This window comes from Aeromonas sp. S15(2024), from assembly GCF_041402265.1.
Lineage (GTDB): Bacteria > Pseudomonadota > Gammaproteobacteria > Enterobacterales > Aeromonadaceae > Aeromonas > Aeromonas dhakensis.
Map to the genome: position 1 here is coordinate 60742 of NZ_JBGLQY010000007.1, position 16520 is coordinate 77261.

The 16520-nt window shown below is 62.9% G+C and carries 12 protein-coding genes; 5 read left to right on the plus strand and 7 right to left on the minus strand.

Features of this window, described 5'->3' with window-relative positions:
• Positions 1–83: 83 nt before the first annotated feature.
• The 3 genes from ACB033_RS15160 to ACB033_RS15170 all read right to left on the minus strand — a co-directional run bounded on the left by ACB033_RS15160 (position 84) and on the right by ACB033_RS15170 (position 2955).
• Positions 84–449 carry a cupin domain-containing protein gene (locus tag ACB033_RS15160; RefSeq protein WP_139725169.1) on the minus strand — a complete coding sequence of 122 codons (366 nt, stop codon included), beginning with the start codon at positions 447–449 and terminating at the stop codon, positions 84–86.
• Between the two features lie 125 nt (positions 450–574).
• Positions 575–2149 carry a cation:proton antiporter family protein gene (locus tag ACB033_RS15165; protein WP_065017970.1) on the minus strand — a complete coding sequence of 525 codons (1575 nt, stop codon included), beginning with the start codon at positions 2147–2149 and terminating at the stop codon, positions 575–577.
• Positions 2150–2205: 56 nt separating this feature from the next.
• Positions 2206–2955 carry an HAD-IIA family hydrolase gene (locus ACB033_RS15170; protein ID WP_005302324.1) on the minus strand — a complete coding sequence of 250 codons (750 nt, stop codon included), beginning with the start codon at positions 2953–2955 and terminating at the stop codon, positions 2206–2208.
• Positions 2956–3167: 212 nt separating this feature from the next.
• On the opposite strand from ACB033_RS15170, the gene ACB033_RS15175 reads away from it, so the two are divergent.
• The gene (locus tag ACB033_RS15175) at positions 3168–4187 is read left to right on the plus strand and encodes an adenosine deaminase (protein ID WP_139724031.1); all 1020 of its coding nucleotides are present in this window, start codon (positions 3168–3170) and stop codon (positions 4185–4187) included.
• A gap of 80 nt (positions 4188–4267) precedes the next feature.
• On the opposite strand, the gene ACB033_RS15180 is transcribed toward ACB033_RS15175, so the two are convergent.
• The 3 genes from ACB033_RS15180 to ACB033_RS15190 form a co-directional block, all read right to left on the minus strand.
• The gene (locus ACB033_RS15180) at positions 4268–5389 is read right to left on the minus strand and encodes an alkene reductase (protein ID WP_139724033.1); all 1122 of its coding nucleotides are present in this window, start codon (positions 5387–5389) and stop codon (positions 4268–4270) included.
• A gap of 185 nt (positions 5390–5574) precedes the next feature.
• On the minus strand, positions 5575–7110 hold the full coding sequence (locus ACB033_RS15185; RefSeq protein ID WP_017778811.1) for a TerC family protein: 1536 nt from the start codon (positions 7108–7110) through the stop codon (positions 5575–5577).
• Between the two features lie 297 nt (positions 7111–7407).
• Positions 7408–8334, minus strand: a complete 927-nt coding sequence (locus ACB033_RS15190; RefSeq protein WP_010633622.1) for a cation diffusion facilitator family transporter — start codon at positions 8332–8334, stop codon at positions 7408–7410.
• Positions 8335–8503: 169 nt separating this feature from the next.
• Between ACB033_RS15190 and ACB033_RS15195 the strand changes: the two genes are divergently transcribed.
• The 4 genes from ACB033_RS15195 (at position 8504) to ACB033_RS15210 (ending at position 14726) form a co-directional block, all read left to right on the plus strand.
• Positions 8504–11560, plus strand: coding sequence for an FAD-binding and (Fe-S)-binding domain-containing protein (locus ACB033_RS15195; RefSeq protein ID WP_162519784.1), 3057 nt, complete (start codon positions 8504–8506; stop codon positions 11558–11560).
• Positions 11560–12048 (plus strand): hypothetical protein, encoded by a 489-nt coding sequence (locus ACB033_RS15200; RefSeq protein WP_024941104.1) that lies wholly within the window; start codon positions 11560–11562, stop codon positions 12046–12048. Before ACB033_RS15195 ends, ACB033_RS15200 begins: the two co-directional genes overlap by 1 nt.
• Positions 12049–12188: 140 nt before the next feature.
• Positions 12189–12650, plus strand: a complete 462-nt coding sequence (locus ACB033_RS15205; RefSeq protein WP_139724037.1) for a hotdog fold thioesterase — start codon at positions 12189–12191, stop codon at positions 12648–12650.
• 180 nt (positions 12651–12830) lie between these two features.
• Positions 12831–14726 carry a DEAD/DEAH box helicase gene (locus ACB033_RS15210; protein WP_005302298.1) on the plus strand — a complete coding sequence of 632 codons (1896 nt, stop codon included), beginning with the start codon at positions 12831–12833 and terminating at the stop codon, positions 14724–14726.
• A gap of 405 nt (positions 14727–15131) precedes the next feature.
• On the opposite strand, the gene ACB033_RS15215 is transcribed toward ACB033_RS15210, so the two are convergent.
• Positions 15132–16454, minus strand: a complete 1323-nt coding sequence (locus ACB033_RS15215; RefSeq protein ID WP_010633627.1) for a Na+/H+ antiporter family protein — start codon at positions 16452–16454, stop codon at positions 15132–15134.
• Between the last annotated feature and the right edge of the window lie 66 nt (positions 16455–16520).

Below are 16520 nucleotides of genomic sequence, written 5' to 3' on the forward strand. Positions count from 1 at the left end.
AATCATGCCGTAAGCGTCAAGCCGACAGGGGAGTGCGGCGACCCGTCCGGCCGCCGGAAAAAGAGGAGAGGTTGACGTGAGCGTCAACTGGCGGGCTCGAAGATCACATAGAGCTTGCGGCAGGGGGTGAGGGTCTCCCACTGCCCGACAAAGCCGGCGGGGATGACGAACTGATCGCCGGGCTTGAGGGGCAGCCTGCCGCCTTGCTCGTCGTGGATCACCGCCTCGCCCTCCAGCAGCTGGCAGTATTCATGCTCGGTGTAGTGGATGGCCCAGCGGCCCGGCTCGCAGCTCCAGAAGCCGACGTGAAACTGCTGGCTCGGATCTGAGTAGTGGTTCCATACCGTCTGGTGCGGGTTGCCGGCGCGCAGGCGCTCGGGGGCGGGCATCAGCGGGGTGGGAGCCACCTCGTGGCGGTCGAGCAGGATCCAGTCGTTGAGGGTCTTCATGCTGCCTCCTTGGCAAGGGATAAAAAACGGGGCCATCCTGGCCCCGTGATTGTTCGTTTTATTAAACGAGGTTGCGCATAACGTAAACGATAGCGTCCTCCTTGCCAAGGGGCTGCTCCCGCCCTTCAGCGTGGCTGCAGCCGCTTGATGACATGGCGGGCGAAGCCGCTGCCCGCTTCGTCGTAGACGTTGAACACCGCATCCACCCCTTGCTCCTTGAGGGAGGCGATGTCGTCCTCGAAGCGGACGATGGCGGCAATCTTGCCGGCAAAGCCGTGGCTGCGCAGCTTCTCGATGGCGTAGAGGTTGCCCGAGTGGTGGGGCATGGCCAGCAGCACCAGATTGACCTGGTTGGAGAGCAGCACCTTGTCCCAGAAGTCGGTATCGGTGGCGTCCCCCTCGATGACATTCATGCCCTGGGCGCGCAGGGTGGGCAGCTTGTCGCTGTCGTTCTCCACCCCGAGGATCACGGTGCCGTACTTGTTCTCCAGCTCGAAGTAGGCCCCCTGGCCGATCCGCCCCATGCCGAGGATGATCACCTCGGCATCGCCGAGCTCGATGGGCCTGTCCTCCGGGTGCAGGGTGGTGGCCTGCATGCCACGCAGCCAGTTGCCGAGCCGATGGTAAATTCGCTCGCTCTGGCCGTTGAGCGGGGCCGAGATCATGAAGCTGGCCGCCAGCGCCAGAGAGAGCGCAACCAGCCACTCGTGGGAGATCCAGCCCGCCTTGGCGGCGATGGCCGCGACGATGAGGCCGAACTCCGAGAAGTTGGTGAGCGCCAGGGTGGAGAGCAGGGCGGTGCGCACCCGCAGGTGGGCGCCGCTGTAGACCAGGTAGTAGAGCGCGCTCTTGAGCGGCAGGGCCAGCACCAGTGCCAGCGCCAGCAACATGGTGTCGTGGGTCGGCAGGCCGTTGAGGCCGATGGTGAGAAAGAAGCAGATGAGAAACAGGTCTTTGAGGTTGAACAGCGACTTGGCCAGCCCTGCAGAGGCGGGGTGGGAGGCGATCAGCATGCCGATGATGAGTGCCCCCAGATCCGGTTTGAGCCCCACCACCTCGAAGCCGGCGGCCCCCACCACCAGCGCCAGGAAGATCCCGAACAGCACCTGCAGCTCGCCGTGACCGGCTCGCTCCAGCAGTTTCAGTAGCAAGGGGCGCAGCAGCGGCAGCCCCAGGATCCAGAGCGCCCAGATGCTGGGCCACTCGCCGCTGGAGACCGCCAGGAAGGCCACCGCGAACAGATCCTGCATCACCAGCACGCCGATGGCGAGACGGGCATAGAGGGCGTTCATGTCGCTGCGCTCCTCCAGCACCTTGACCGCAAATACTGTGCTGGAGAAGGAGAGGGCAAAGCCCAGCAGCAGCGCCAGCTGCCAGTCGAGCGACATGGCCAGCGCCAGTCCGAGCCCCTTGCACACCAGCAGCACCACGGTAAACAGCAGGGTGGAGAGCAGCAGGTGCAAACTGGTGGTACCCCAGACGTCACGCCGCATCAGGATCTTGACGTTGAGCTTGAGGCCGATGGTGAACAGCAGCAGGGTGACGCCGAGATCGGCCACTTCGCTGAGGGCCGGGGTGTTGTGATAGCCCATGGCGTTGAGGATGAAGCCGGCGGCCAGAAAGCCCAGCAGGGGCGGCAGGCCGATGAGGTTGACCAGCATGCCGCAGCCGAAGGCCACGGCGATAAGAATGGGTTCCATGTTGTTTCCTGCGAGGGCAGGGCCGGCCTGCCCTCTTCTCTATCCTGGGTAGCGGGTCAGACGATGTCGATGTCCACTACTGAGTCAAAGATGTGGTTCGGCCGAAACGGCATGCGGTCGATGTCGGCCACCTTGCTCACCCCGGAGAGCACCAGCACCGTCTCGAGGCCGGCCTGGAAGCCCGCCAGAATGTCGGTGCGCAGGTTGTCGCCGATGATGATGGTGTCGTCGGAGTGGGCCTCCATCCGGTTGAGCGCCGCGCGGATGATCCAGGCGCTCGGCTTGCCCACATAGAACGGCTTCTTGCCGGTCATCCGCTCGATGGGGGCGCACAGGGCGCCGCAGGCCGGGTGCATCATGGGGCCGTGGGTATCCGGGTTGGTGGCGATGAAGCGGGCTCCCTGATCGACGAACTTGGCCCCCAGCTGCATCATGGTCCAGTTGTAGTTGCGGGTCTCGCCCACCACCACGAAGTCGGGGTCGATGTCGGTGATGGTGAAGCCGGCCTTGTAGAGTTCGTGGGTCAGCGCCCCTTCGCCGATCACATAGGCCTTCTTGCCGTCCTGGCGCTTGAGAAAGTCGGCGGTACCCATGGCGGAGGTGTAGAAGCACTCCTCCGGCACCTCGATGCCGGCGGAGCGGAAGCGGTTTTGCAGATCTTTCTGGGTCTGGGCCGGGTAGTTGGTCAGAAACAGCAGCTTGCTGCCCTGCTCCAGCAGGCGGTGGACGAAACGGTCGGCGCCCGGCACCAGATCGTTGTTGTGCAGGATGACGCCGTCGATGTCGCAGATGACGCTTTTCTTCATGGGGACTCCTTGTGTAGGCGCAAGAGGCGGCGGAAAGTTGCGCCAACTCTCAAGATCTTCAAATAGTTATGTTGTTTTTGTGACGCCATTATAAGTCTGTTTGATGACAAGTCTCCCCCATAAACAGAGATAGGTGCACAATCAATTGCAGGGGAGGGAACCGCTCTGCCACTGGCGGGTCCCGCTGTCTGTGCACTGATGGAGCCGTCATCATGGATAACTTTATTGCCGGTCTGCCCAAGCTGGAGCTGCACCTCCATATCGAAGGCTCGCTCGAGCCGGAACTGATGTTTGCCCTGGGCCAGCGCAACGGCGTGGCCCTGCCCTGGCCAGACGTGGCCAGCGTGCGCGCCGCCTACGAGTTCGACTGCCTGCAATCCTTCCTCGATCTCTACTATCTGGGGGCCAGCGTACTGGTCACCGAGCAGGACTTCTTCGATCTGACCTGGGCCTATCTGGCGCGCTGCGCCGCCGACAAGGTGGTGCACGTGGAGATCTTCTTCGACCCCCAGACCCACACCGCTCGCGGCATTCCCTTTGCCACCGTGCTGGGCGGCATCGAGCGGGCGCTGCAGGCAGGGGAGAAAGAGTTTGGCATCAGCTGGCGGCTCATCATGAGCTTCTTGCGCCACCTGAGTGAAGAGGAGGCCTTCGCCACGTTGGCAGAGGCCACTCCCTTCCTGTCGCGCATTCACGGCATCGGCCTTGATTCGGGGGAGCTGGGCAACCCGCCCGGCAAGTTTGCCCGGGTCTTTGCCCGCTGCCGCGAGCTGGGGTTGCCGGTGGTGGCTCATGCCGGCGAAGAGGGGCCGGCGGACTACATCTGGCAGGCCATCCGGGAGCTGGAGGTGCGGCGCATCGATCACGGGGTACGCTGCGTCGACGATCCCGAACTGTTGCGTTATCTCGCCGATACCCGGCTGCCGCTCACCGTCTGCCCCCTCTCCAACACCCGCCTCAAGGTGTTTGACCAGATGGCCCACCACAACGTACTGAATTTGCTGGAGCAAGGGCTGTGCGTCACCATCAACTCGGACGATCCCGCCTATTTCGGCGGCTACATGAACGCCAACTTTCATGCCCTGGCCCATGAGCTGGGGGCCAGCATGAACCAGCTCTGCCGCTTGTCACTCAATGCCGTCGAGGCGAGCTGGCTGAGCCTGGCCGACAAGGCGCGGCTGACCCGGGAGATCAGAAGCTACGCCGCCTGCTACGGGGTCAGCCTCTACTGAGCGTTGGCTCGCATGAAAAGCAAAAACGGTGCGCCCACCAGTGATGGTGGGCGCGTTTTTTATGCCTGGGCGGGTTTGATTCAGGCCGTGTGGGGCTGGGCGATTGCCTGATAGGTCGGGTAGTCGGTCAGGCCCTTCTCGCCACCGCCGAACAGGGTGGCCGGATCGTGAGGGGCCAGCGGATAGCCGTGGCGCAGCCGCTCGGGCAGGTCTGGGTTGGCCACGAAGGGGCGACCGAAGCCTATCATGTCGGCCCAGCCCGCCTCGAGCGCCGCCCGGGCGCGCTCGCCGTCATACTTGCCTGCGTAGATGAGGGTGTTGGGGAAGGCATCGCGCAGCCCCTGTTTGAAGCTCTCAGCCATCAGCGGGGCGTCGTCCCAGTCCGCCTCGGCAACGTGCAGGTAGACCACGTCGAGCCGGCCCAGCAGGCGGGCGGCGGCCAGATAGGTCTCCTGCGGGTTGGCATCCACGGTGCCGTTCAAGGTGGTGAGCGGCGCGAGGCGCACCCCGACCCGGTCGGCCCCGATCTCGCTGCAGACCGCCTCGGTCACCTCTTTCAAGAAGCGCAGCCGATTTTCGAGCGAGCCGCCGTAGCCGTCAGTGCGGGTATTGGACTCGGAGTCGAGGAACTGGTTGATGAGGTAGCCGTTGGCGGCGTGCAGCTCGATGCCGTCAAAGCCGGCCAGCATGGCGTTGCGGGCCGCCTGGCGAAACTGCCCCACCACCTGGTCGATGTCGGCCTGGGTCATGGCGCGCGGGGTGACGGTCTCGACAAACCCGGGGGCGTCGCTGCCGTTGTCGACGAACACCTTGACCCCTTTGGCCTGAATGGCCGAGGAGGAGATGGGCTGGGCGCCGCCGAGGTTGTCGGGGTGAGTGACCCGGCCCACGTGCCAGAGCTGGGCGAACATGGTGCCGCCCTTGGCGTGCACGGCGTCGGTCACCAGCTTCCAGCCGGCCACTTGTTCGGCGCTGTGGATCCCCGGCGTCCAGGCGTAGCCCTTGCCCATGGGGTCAATCTGGGTGCCTTCGCTGATGATGAGACCGGCCCCTGCGCGCTGGGCGTAGTAGGTGGCCATCATGGCGTTGGCCACGTCACCGGGCTGGCTGGCGCGGGAGCGGGTCATGGGGGGCATGACGATGCGATTGTTGAGGTGCAGCTGGCCGAGGCGCAGGGGGCAGAACAGGTGATCGTGGTGCATGGTGAATTCCTCATGGTGATGATGGGCTCACTCTAGTGCTGGCATCCCTTGCGAAAAAGAGGGGTAATTGCAGAAAAGAATTGCGCTGATGACAGCAATGGCGAAATGAGAGAGGAGAAAGGGGGGGATAAATAGAAAAGGGGACCGGCAAGGTCCCCTTTTGCAGCAGGGTTTACGAGATGGCGTCAGGCCGCCAGCGGCATGACGCGCACCCGCTCGATACGCCGCTCACTCACCTCGACTACCTCGAAGCAGAGCTGCTGCAGTTGCAGCTGCTGGCCCGGGGCGGGCAGGGTGCCGAAGTGGGAGAGCAGCATGCCGGCGAGGGTCACGTATTCGTCGCTCTCGCTCACCAGCCCTTCGTGCTCCAGCACCTGCTCCACGTGGTGGATGTTGGTGCTGCCGTTGATGAGCCAGCCAGCCCCGTCGCGGACCATGTCCGGCGTTTCATCTTCATCGGGCAGCTCGCCGACGATGGCCTCCAGCAGGTCGTGGGTGGTCACCAGCCCCTGGATGATGCCGAACTCGTCGGCCACCAGGATGAGGCTGCCCTTGGCCTGTCGCAGCTCCGCCAGCAACCTGATCACGTTGATGGTCTGCGGCACGATAATGGGGTCGTTCTGTTTGGCCAGCGCGCTCAGGGACTGCCCCTCGTTGAGGGCAAACAGCAGGTCGCGCGCCTTGACCACCCCGATCACCTCGTCCAGATCGCCGTCACAGACCGGGAACAGGCTGTGGGGCTCCTGCTTCAGCAGGGCGCGGATCTCGTCATCGGTGTCGTTGACGTCGATCCAGGCCATCTCGGAGCGCGGGGTCATGATGGTACGGATGGAGCGATCGGCCAGCGACAGCACCCCGGTCACCATGTAGCGCTCCTCCTCGCCAAAGCTCACCGGCTCGGGGGCGGGGGCATCCAGATCGTCGTCCGGTTTGTCCTGATACGCCTTGCTGCCCATCAGCTTGAAGATGGCGGCGGTGGTGCGCTCGCGCAGGGGCAGCTTGGCCTCGTGGCGCTCGGCACTGCGCTGGGAGAGCTGGTTGAAGAACTCGATCAGCACCGAGAAGCCGATGGCCGCATAGAGGTAGCCCTTCGGAATATGGAAACCGAACCCTTCCGCCACCAGGCTGAAGCCGATCATCAAGAGGAAGCTCAGACAGAGCACCACCACTGTGGGGTGGGCGTTGACGAAGCGGGTCAGCGGCTTGGAGGCGAGCACCATCACCACCATGGCGATGGTCACGGCCGCCATCATGACGCCGAGCTGTTCCACCATGCCGACGGCGGTGATGATGGAATCCAGCGAGAAGATGGCATCCAGCACCAGGATCTGGGTGATCACCACCCCAAAGCTGGCGTAGACGCCGACCGGCCCCTCTTCGGGCGGCTTGGCCTCCAGCCGCTCGTGCAGCTCGGAGGTGGCCTTGAACAGCAGGAACAGGCCGCCCCCCATCAGGATCAGGTCCCGTCCGGAGAAGGGGTGATCCCAGATGTGCAGTATGGGGGTGGTCAGGGTGACCAGCCAGGACATGACGCTCAGGAGCCCCAGGCGCATCAGCAGGGCCAGCGACAGGCCGATGATGCGGGCCTTGTCCCGCTGGGCGGGGGGCAGTTTTTTCACCAGGATGGCGATGAAGACCAGGTTGTCGATCCCGAGCACGATTTCCAGAACGATCAGGGTAAACAGACCGATCCAGATGTGGGGATCCAGCAGCAATTCCATGTAGTGACCTCAATAAAAACAGACAGAGCAAAGAGTGATCACGGCGCACGACGGCCGTAGTGACAGCAAGGCTATGACGTTATTCAGAGGCGCTGATTAAGCAGATAGAGATAGGTTTTGACGGGAAGAAACGAAGGGCAACTTCGGGGATTGTCCATGATGGGCAATAAAACCTCGGGTTAAAAGTGAGCCCTGATGATAGCGGTTGGCGCCGTTTTGGCAAGAGGGAAGCCATGAAGATGTGATGACAGGGGGAGGCGGCGGCTGGCCTCCCCCAAGCGGTAGTTAAAGCGGCGGTTACAGCCAGCGCTTTTCGCGGGTGAAACAGACCGACAGCCAGGCGTCCCCCAGGGTATCGCCGAGGCGGGACCAGAGCTCCTGGCGCAGGGCATCCTGGCGCTCGATGGGCCACTCCTGACCCGGCGCCACCAGGATATTGAGCTCGAGATCGAAGCGGCGGCCGCTTTTCGCCAGATGGCTGTAGCACTCGACGCCATGGCGCAGACGCAGGGCCTCGACTTCGTTTGCCACCAGCCGGGAGACGTCCCCCTTGGGGGCAATTTTCAGCACTTCCCGCAGGTTGCGACCGAGCACCTTGATGGGAATGAGGGTGGCGCACAGGGCCAAGAGAGAGACCAGCAGCGGGTCTATGTAGCGGTTGTAGTGGCCGTAGCCGATGGCATCGAGGCCAATGGCGACCACGAAGCCGATGAGCAGGGTGGTGCTGAGCAGGGTGTCCACCAGCCACTCCTTGGAGTCCACCCGCACCAGCTCTGAGTTGACCCGCTCGGCCACGTTGGCCTCGACCAGATAGATGATGCCGCAGAAGAAGGTGGAGACGACGGCATAGATGAGGGCGTGGCCGAGATCGATCTCCCGTCCCCCCGCCAGCAGGGTGGTCAGGCCGTTGTAGAGCGCCGCCAGACAGAGCAGCAGAATGATGGTGCCGTTGATGACGTTGGCGATGGGTTCGAAGTGGGCGTAGCCGTATTGAAAACGGGCGTCGGAGGGGCGGGTGACCAGGTAGGCGGTGATGAGCCCCAGCCCCGTCATGCCCATGCTGAACAGGGTGAAGATGCCGTCCAGCATGATGGCGTTGGATCCGACGAAGAGGCCATAGCCGATGCCGAAGATGGCAAAGGTGATGCAACCAAACAGCGACAGGGTCAGCGCCTGTTTTTCGGTGCGGATAAGCGTACTGATAACATGGCTGTAGTGAGCCATAAAAGTCCTCCTTTCAAATGGTGAAGATTGCGCGCGCAAGCGGTTTTCTAGCTGATATACTGCCCGCTCACATGTGAGCGGACTGGTTCGGGGGCCCGCGAAGAGGCTGGCCCGAACGGTCGTTGTCGCCGGAATGCCGGCATCAAGCAAAGGATGGGAACAAGGATTCATGATCCCGAGACTCGATTACCAGGACAGTTTGTCACCTACAACCCTGCAGTTTCTTGAGTTGCTGGCGCGATCAGCATTTCGTGGTGATATCGAAAAGTCTTATGCAAGCCGGTTGGCGATGGCGACGGATAACAGCGTCTATCAGGTCGTACCTCAGGCGGTTCTCTATCCGCGCAGCGCGGACGATATAGCGGTGATGCTCAAGCTGGCCCAGGGGCCCGAGTACGCAGCCTTGAGTTTCTTCCCTCGCGGCGGCGGTACCGGCACCAATGGTCAATCCTTGGGCGGCGGCATTATCGTCGATCTCTCGCGCCATATGAACCAGATCATGGAAATTAATCTGGAAGAGGGTTGGGTGCGAGCCCAGGCCGGGGTGGTGAAGGATCAGCTCAACGCCTATTTGAAGCCTCATGGCTACTTCTTCTCGCCGGATCTATCCACCTCCAACCGCGCCACCCTGGGGGGCATGGTCAACACCGACGCCTCCGGGCAGGGGTCGCTGGTGTACGGCAAGACCTCGGATCACGTGCTGGGTCTCAAGGCCGTGCTGGAAAACGGCGAACTCATGGCCACCGAGCCGGTGACCGGTGAGCGACTGGCCGACAAGCTGGCGCTAGAGTGCCGGGAGGGGGAGATCTATCGCACCCTCTATCGCATAGGCCGCGAGCGGCGCGCCGACATCGAGGCCACCTTCCCCAAACTCAACCGCTTTCTGACCGGATACGATCTCAAGCACCTTTATATTCCAGAGAGCGACACCCTGGACGTGAGCCGGGTGCTGTGCGGCTCGGAAGGCTCCTTGGGCTTCATCACCGAAGCCAGGCTCAACATCACCCCCATCCCGCGCTACCGCACGCTCGTCAACGTCAAGTACGACAGCTTCCCGTCGGCCCTGCGCAACGCCCCCTTTATGGTGGAGGCGCACGCCCTGTCGGTGGAGACGGTGGACTCCCGGGTGTTGGGGCTGGCCCGCGCCGACATCATCTGGCACTCGGTGAAGGATCTCATCCAGGACGTACCCGGCAAGGATCTGCAGGGGCTCAACATCGTCGAGTTTGCCGACACCGACGAGGATGCGCACAAGGCCAAGGTAGCCGAGCTGTGCCGGCGTATCGACGGCCTGCTGGCGCGTGGTGAGGCCGGGGTCATCGGCTATCAGGTGTGCGACCATCTGCCGAGCATCGAGACCATCTACGGCATGCGCAAGAAGTCGGTGGGGCTGCTCGGCAACGCCGAGGGGCGCAAGAAGCCGGTGGCCTTCACCGAAGACACCGCCGTGCCGCCGGAATCCCTGGCCGACTTCATCATGGAGTTTCGTGCCTTGCTGGATGCTCACGGCCTTGACTACGGCATGTTCGGCCACGTCGATGCCGGGGTGCTGCACGTGCGCCCGGCGCTCGATCTGTGCGATCCCGAGCAGGAGGTGCTGCTGCGGCGCATCTCCGATCAAGTGGTGGCGCTCACCGCCAAATATGGCGGCCTGATGTGGGGGGAGCACGGCAAGGGCTTTCGCTCCGAATACAGCCCCGCCTTCTTCGGCGAGCTGTGGGAGGAGTTGCAACGGGTCAAGGGGGCGTTCGACCCGGCCAATCGCATCAACCCGGGCAAGATCTGCATGCCTTATGGCAGTGGTGCCGAGCTTGTCTCGGTGGATGGGCCCAAGCGCGGCAAGTTTGACCGCCAGATCCCGCTGGCGGTGCGCACCAGCTATACCCGGGCGCTGGATTGCAACGGCAACGGTCTGTGCTTTACCTTCGAGACCGACTCCCCCATGTGCCCCTCGGTCAAGATCAGCCGCGATCGCCGCCACTCCCCCAAGGGGCGGGCCGGTCTGATGCGCGAATGGCTGCGCCAGCTGGCGGAGCAGGGTTTCGACCCTCTTGCCGAAGAGGTGGCGCTGCAAAGCGGCGGTCTGCGCTTCAAGCAGATTGTCGACAAGTTCCGCAATACGGTGGCCCGCGCCCGGGGCCAGTATGACTTCTCCCACGAGGTGATGGAGGCAATGGAGGGGTGCCTGGCGTGCAAGGCGTGCACCAGCCAGTGCCCCATCAAGGTGGATGTGCCCACCTTCCGCGCCCGCTTCATGCAGCTCTACCACAGCCGCTATCTGCGTGGACCCAAGGATTACTTCGTCGGCACGGTGGAGAGCTATGCCCCTCTGCTGGCCAAGGCGCCGAAACTGGTCAACTTTTTCCTCGAAAAAGAGTGGGCCCAGAAGGCAACCGAGAAGAGCATCGGCATGGTGGACGTGCCGCTCTTGAGCGTGCCGACCCTGGCCGAGGAGCTGCGGGATCACCGCGCCCGCTATTTCGATCTGCCGGGTCTGGAGGCCATGAGCCCAGAGCAGCGCCAAAAAGTGGTGCTCATCGTGCAGGATCCCTTCACCAGCTACTACGACGCCCCCGTGGTGCGGGACCTGGTGAAGCTGGCCAGCAAGCTCGGCCTGCAGCCCTATCTGCTGCCGTTCAAACCCAACGGCAAGCCCCAGCACGTGAAGGGTTTCCTGCGCGCCTTTGCCCGTACCGCGGCCAGCAGCGCCCAGTTCCTCAACAAGGTGGCGGCGCTTGGCATCCCCATGGTGGGGGTCGATCCCTCCCTGGTGCTCTGCTATCGAGATGAATACGTGAAGGCACTCGGCCCCGCTCGCGGCGACTTCCAGGTGATGTTGCCCCAGGAGTGGTTGCTCTCCCTGCCGGCCGAGGCGCTACCGGTGCGGGAAGAGGCGGGCCGCGAACCCTGGTATCTGTTCGCTCACTGCACCGAGAAGACCGCCAAGCCCACCACCCACGGTGACTGGAGCACTCTGTTCCGCCGTTTCGGTGCCACGCTGCAGCCGGTCTCGGTGGGCTGCTGCGGCATGGCCGGTACCTATGGCCACGACGCCAAACAGGTGGAGAACTCCAAAGGCATCTATGGCCTGAGCTGGGCCGAGCCGCTGGCGCGCCTGCCCAAGGATCGCTGCCTGGCCACCGGTTATTCGTGCCGCAGCCAGGTCAAGCGGATGGAGGGGGAGAAACTCAAGCATCCGTTGCAGGCCCTGCTGGAACTGCTCTGATGCTGACCCTGCCCAAGCGGTTTCGGGTGCCGCAAGCCTATCGGCACCCGCACTTCCTGCTGCTGCCGGTCAGCCCGGCCCAGGCGGTGGTGGAGTTCGTCGCCATGCTGCGCGAGCGCGAGCTGCTTCATCAGCTGTTTCGCCCGGACGATGTGTGGCCCTCCGCCAATTTCAGCCTGAGCCAGCACGAGGCCGATCTGGAGTGGCAGCGCTCCGAATTTCTGGCCAAACGCTCCTTTGCCTATGGCCTCTGGAGCCCGGCGCGGGAACCCGAGTTTTGGGGCGGGGTTTACCTCTACCCCTCGGTGCTGCCGGAGGTGGCGGTGGAGCTCTTCTTCTGGAAGGTGGCTGAGGCGCCGCTCACCGATGTCGAACTGGAGGCCGAACTGCGCGCCTGGCTTGGCAAGGTGTGGCAGTGGCCCGAGCCGAGCCTGCCGGGGCGGGACGTCCCCTGGGCCGAGTGGCCTGGGGTGACCTACCCCTGGTGACAGGGCCTGGCCAGCCGGCCAGCCCTGAAGATGCCCCCTCAAGCGGGGCATCTTTTTTTTTATGCCTTTTTCGCCGACACTGCTGGTTTGCCGCTACGGCGCAGCGATAACCCATTGATCACAGAAGGAGTCAGCTCGTCATGAGTCAAGAGAACGCCCCCATCTGGCGCAAGCCCATGAGCCTTGAGGGGCTCAACGCCAGCTCCCGCAATACCCTGATGGCCCACCTCGACATCGTCTACACCGCCTTTGGCCCTGACTGGTTGGAGGCCACCATGCCGGTGGATCACCGCACCCATCAGCCGCTCGGCATGTTGCACGGCGGTGCCTCCGTGGTGCTGGCGGAGACGCTGGGTTCCTTGGCGGCCAACATGGCGGTCGGACCTGATAGTTACTGCGTGGGGCTGGAGGTCAATGCCAACCACTTGAGGGCCAAGCGGGAAGGGGTGGTGACGGGGCACTGCGCACCGCTGCATCTGGGGGCGACCACTCAGGTGTGGCAGATAGAAATTCGCGATGAACGTGGTCGTTTATTGTGCACCAGCCGGCTCACCATGGCGGTGCTCAAGCACAAGCGGGACAAGGACTCTGGCGAAGCGTGATCCGCAATCACGCACCATGAGTGAAAAATAAGCAAGCCATAGTCGTCAGATCCCTCTATAATTGCCAACGTCTTGAGAGGCCTATCACATTTTTCAAGACAGCAGAACAAAGTGGCGCTATAATCGCCGCCTTTTTGCTATTCCGCGGTGTTAGCCGCCTGCCTTAATCTGGAAGAATCTATGTCTGATACCGAACAACTGCCCCTTTTTAGTGAGCTTGGACTGGCCGCGCCTGTACTGAAAGCGCTGCAGGACGTGGGCTATGAGCGCCCGTCCCCCATCCAGGCCGCAGCAATTCCCCACCTGATGGCGGGCCACGATCTGCTGGGGCAGGCGCAAACCGGTACAGGGAAGACCGCTGCTTTTGCCTTGCCTCTGTTGTCTCGTCTGGAAGCTGGTAACCGCAACACCCAGATCCTGGTGCTGGCGCCTACCCGTGAGCTGGCCCTGCAGGTGGCTGAAGCGTGCCAACGCTATGCCCACCACATGCCTGATTTCCACGTGCTGCCCATCTACGGCGGCGCCTCCTACGAAACCCAGACCCGCGCCCTGCGTCGCGGTGCTCAGGTTGTCGTGGGTACTCCGGGCCGTGTGATGGATCTGATCCGTCGCAAGAACCTGGACCTCTCCGGTCTGAAAGCCCTGGTGCTGGACGAAGCGGACGAAATGCTGCGCATGGGCTTCATCGACGACGTGGACTGGATCATGGATCAGTGCCCGGCCGGTCGTCAGGTTGCCCTGTTTTCTGCCACCATGCCGGAGCAGATCCGTCGCGTGGCCCAGAAGCACCTGAAGCAGCCCAAAGAGATCAAGATCGCCTCCAAGACTGCTACCGCCACCACCATTCGCCAGCGCTACTGGCAGGTGACCGGTCTGCACAAGCTGGACGCCATGACCCGTCTGCTGGAAGTGGAACCCTACGAAGCCCTGCTGGTGTTCGTGCGTACCAAGAACGCCGCCGAAGAGCTGGCCGGCAAGCTGGCTGCTCGTGGCCACGCCTGTGAAGCGCTGCATGGTGACATCCCGCAGAAGCTGCGTGAGCGTACCGTCGACAAGCTGCGTCAGGGCCAGCTGGACATCCTGATCGCCACCGATGTTGTTGCTCGTGGTCTGGACGTTGAGCGCATCACCCACGTAGTGAACTACGACATTCCGTACGACACCGAATCCTATGTTCACCGTATCGGCCGTACCGGCCGTGCCGGTCGCAAGGGCGAGGCCATCCTGTTCGTGGCACCGCGCGAGCGCCGCATGCTGCGCGCCATCGAGCACGCAACCCGTCAGGCCATCGAGCCGATGAAGATGCCGAGCACCGAGGACATCAACCAGCACCGTCTGGCCAAGTTCAAGGAGCGCATCCGCGAAACCATGATGGGCGAAGAGCTCGAGATCTACGTGAACCTGGTGAACGAGCTGATCGAAGAAGATTCTGCCGATCCGCTGGAGCTGGCTGCTGCACTGGCCAAGCTGGTACAGGGTGATCAGCCGCTGCTGCTGGATGACTCCATCCCGGATCCGCTGTTCAGCAACAACAACGATCGCGGTGGTTTCGAGCGTCGTGAGTTCAACGACCGCGGCGGTCGTGACTTCGGTGACCGTGGCGATCGCCCGGCCCGTCGCATGCCGTCTCTTGAGCCGCGTCCGCTCAAAGACAACCCGGACGTAGAGATGGAGCGCTATCGCGTAGACGTGGGTGCTCATCACGGCGTCAAGCCGGGCCAGATCGTAGGCGCCATCGCCAACGAAGCGAACATCGAGAGCCGTTTCATCGGCAACATCGACATCGCTGACGACTTCTCCACTGTCGATCTGCCGAAGGGCATCAGCCCTGACGTGCTGGAAGTGATCAAGAAGGCCCGTGTCTGCCAGCGTCCGCTGCAGATCAGCCGCTACACCGAGGTGCCGGCCGGTGGCAACACCAGCAGCCGTCCGCCGCGCGGTGATCGTCCGTTCCGTGGCGACCGTCCTTTCAACAAGGATCGCCGTCCGCAGGGTGACCGTCCCTTCAACAAGGATCGCCGTGAAGGCGGTTTCGACAAGGGTCGCAAGTTCGGTGGCAAGCGCCGCGACAGCTAAGCTCTGATTGTTATCTAAAAAGGCCGCTCATCGAGCGGCCTTTTTGTTGCCTGTGGTTTACCCATGCTGTGCTGGTGGGGCTCATCCATTGAGCGCCGTTGATATCACCGACAGGCTGCCCGATATCGGTATCGGTATCGGTATTGGTATTGGTATCGTCATCCGCATCGGCTGCAAGGTGCAAGATGGTAACTAAGGTTGCCAGCTCATGAGCCGCCTTGTGCCGTTGCGAGCAGAACCTGCGCAAAGGGGGGAGAACGAAGCAGAAAGAGAGGGCCGACAGAGCAGCCAGGAAGGAAAAGTGCCTCGCCTGTCCGCTCGTATATTCCGGCGTACACAGGCACGAGGCAGCAAAAAGGCGACCCGTAGGTCGCCTTTTTGTTTTCTTGTCTCTTGCTGCCCGGCTTAGAGCACCATGGCGGCAATCCAGCCGAAGAGAATGAGCGGGATGTTGTAGTGGATGAAGGTTGGCACCACGCTGTCCCAGATATGGTCGTGCTGGCCGTCGGCGTTGAGGCCCGAGGTGGGGCCCAGGGTCGAATCCGAGGCGGGCGAGCCCGCATCCCCCAGCGCGCCGGCTGCCCCCACCAGGGCGATGGTGGCCATGGGCGAGAAGCCGAGCTGGATGCACAGCGGCACATAGATGGTGGCGATGATGGGCACGGTGGAGAAGGAGGAGCCGATCCCCATGGTGATGAGCAGGCCCACCAGCAGCATCAGGAGGGCGGCCAGCCCCTTGTGGCCGGTCATCATGCCGGCTACGGACTGCACCAGACTGTCGACCCCGTGGGTCTCCTTCATCACGGCGGCAAAACCGGCGGCGGAGATCATGATGAAGCCGATGAGGGACATCATGCGTACGCCCTGGGTGAAGGCATCCTGACTCTCGCGAAACTTGATGACGCCGCCACAGGTGAAGATGACGAAACCCGCCAGGGCCCCCAGCACTATGCTGTTGGTCATCAGTTGTAGCCCCAGCGCCACGGCGATGGCCAGCAGGGCCACCCAGATGTGATTGAGGTTGAGCTCGACCGTCTCCGGCTCGGCGGCCAGGATCTTCTCCAGATCGTACTGGCGCGGTTTGCGGTAGCTGAAGAAGACGGCGATGAGCAGGCCGCAGAACATGCCAAGCACCGGAATGGCCATCGCCATCGGCAGTTGGCTGAGCTCGACCGGCACGCCGTTGTCGATCAGGTTCTTGGCCAGGATGTTGTTGAGGAAGATGCCACCAAAGCCCACCGGCAGCAGCATGTAGGTCGCGGTCAGGCCGAAGGTGATGACGCAGGCCACCTGACGACGGTCGATCTGCATCTGGGCCATGACGTGCAGCAGCGGCGGGATCAGGATGGGAATGAAGGCGATGTGGACCGGGATCAGGTTCTGGGAAGAGACGGAAACCGCGAGCACGGAGGCGAGCAGCAGGCTCTTGACCCAGAGAATGCGGGTGCTGCTGGCATCCTTGCCGAGCTGGCTGATCACCTTGCGGGCCAGCAGATCGGTGATGCCGGAGCGGGAGATGGCGACGGCGAAGGCACCCAGCATGGCGTAGGAGAGGGCGATCTCGGCGCCGCCACCCAGGCCACCGGTGAAGGTGGAGAGCGTCTGCTCAAGGGTGAGCCCCCCGATCAGGCCGCCCGCGATGGCGCCGATGGCGAGGGAGACCACCACATTGATCCGCAGCAGGCTGAGCACCAGCATCAGCGCCACTGCGATAACAACAGGATTCATTTGATTTCCTTATGGTTTGTGTTGCTGTCTGTCGTGTGAAAGGCAGTTAGTTTGCGAAAAATGTGA

Excerpts from the sequence above, each read along its gene's own strand:
- ACB033_RS15200 (WP_024941104.1), top strand. The coding sequence starts at position 11,560 with ATGCTGACCCTGCCCAAGCGGTTTCGGGTGCCGCAAGCCTATCGGCAC.
- ACB033_RS15205 (WP_139724037.1), top strand. The coding sequence starts at position 12,189 with ATGAGTCAAGAGAACGCCCCCATCTGGCGCAAGCCCATGAGCCTTGAG.
- ACB033_RS15165 (WP_065017970.1), bottom strand. The coding sequence starts at position 2,149 with ATGGAACCCATTCTTATCGCCGTGGCCTTCGGCTGCGGCATGCTGGTC.
- ACB033_RS15175 (WP_139724031.1), top strand. The coding sequence starts at position 3,168 with ATGGATAACTTTATTGCCGGTCTGCCCAAGCTGGAGCTGCACCTCCAT.
- ACB033_RS15180 (WP_139724033.1), bottom strand. The coding sequence starts at position 5,389 with ATGCACCACGATCACCTGTTCTGCCCCCTGCGCCTCGGCCAGCTGCAC.
- ACB033_RS15190 (WP_010633622.1), bottom strand. The coding sequence starts at position 8,334 with ATGGCTCACTACAGCCATGTTATCAGTACGCTTATCCGCACCGAAAAA.
- ACB033_RS15185 (WP_017778811.1), bottom strand. The coding sequence starts at position 7,110 with ATGGAATTGCTGCTGGATCCCCACATCTGGATCGGTCTGTTTACCCTG.
- ACB033_RS15170 (WP_005302324.1), bottom strand. The coding sequence starts at position 2,955 with ATGAAGAAAAGCGTCATCTGCGACATCGACGGCGTCATCCTGCACAAC.
- ACB033_RS15160 (WP_139725169.1), bottom strand. The coding sequence starts at position 449 with ATGAAGACCCTCAACGACTGGATCCTGCTCGACCGCCACGAGGTGGCT.
- ACB033_RS15215 (WP_010633627.1), bottom strand. The coding sequence starts at position 16,454 with ATGAATCCTGTTGTTATCGCAGTGGCGCTGATGCTGGTGCTCAGCCTG.
- ACB033_RS15210 (WP_005302298.1), top strand. The coding sequence starts at position 12,831 with ATGTCTGATACCGAACAACTGCCCCTTTTTAGTGAGCTTGGACTGGCC.
- ACB033_RS15195 (WP_162519784.1), top strand. The coding sequence starts at position 8,504 with ATGATCCCGAGACTCGATTACCAGGACAGTTTGTCACCTACAACCCTG.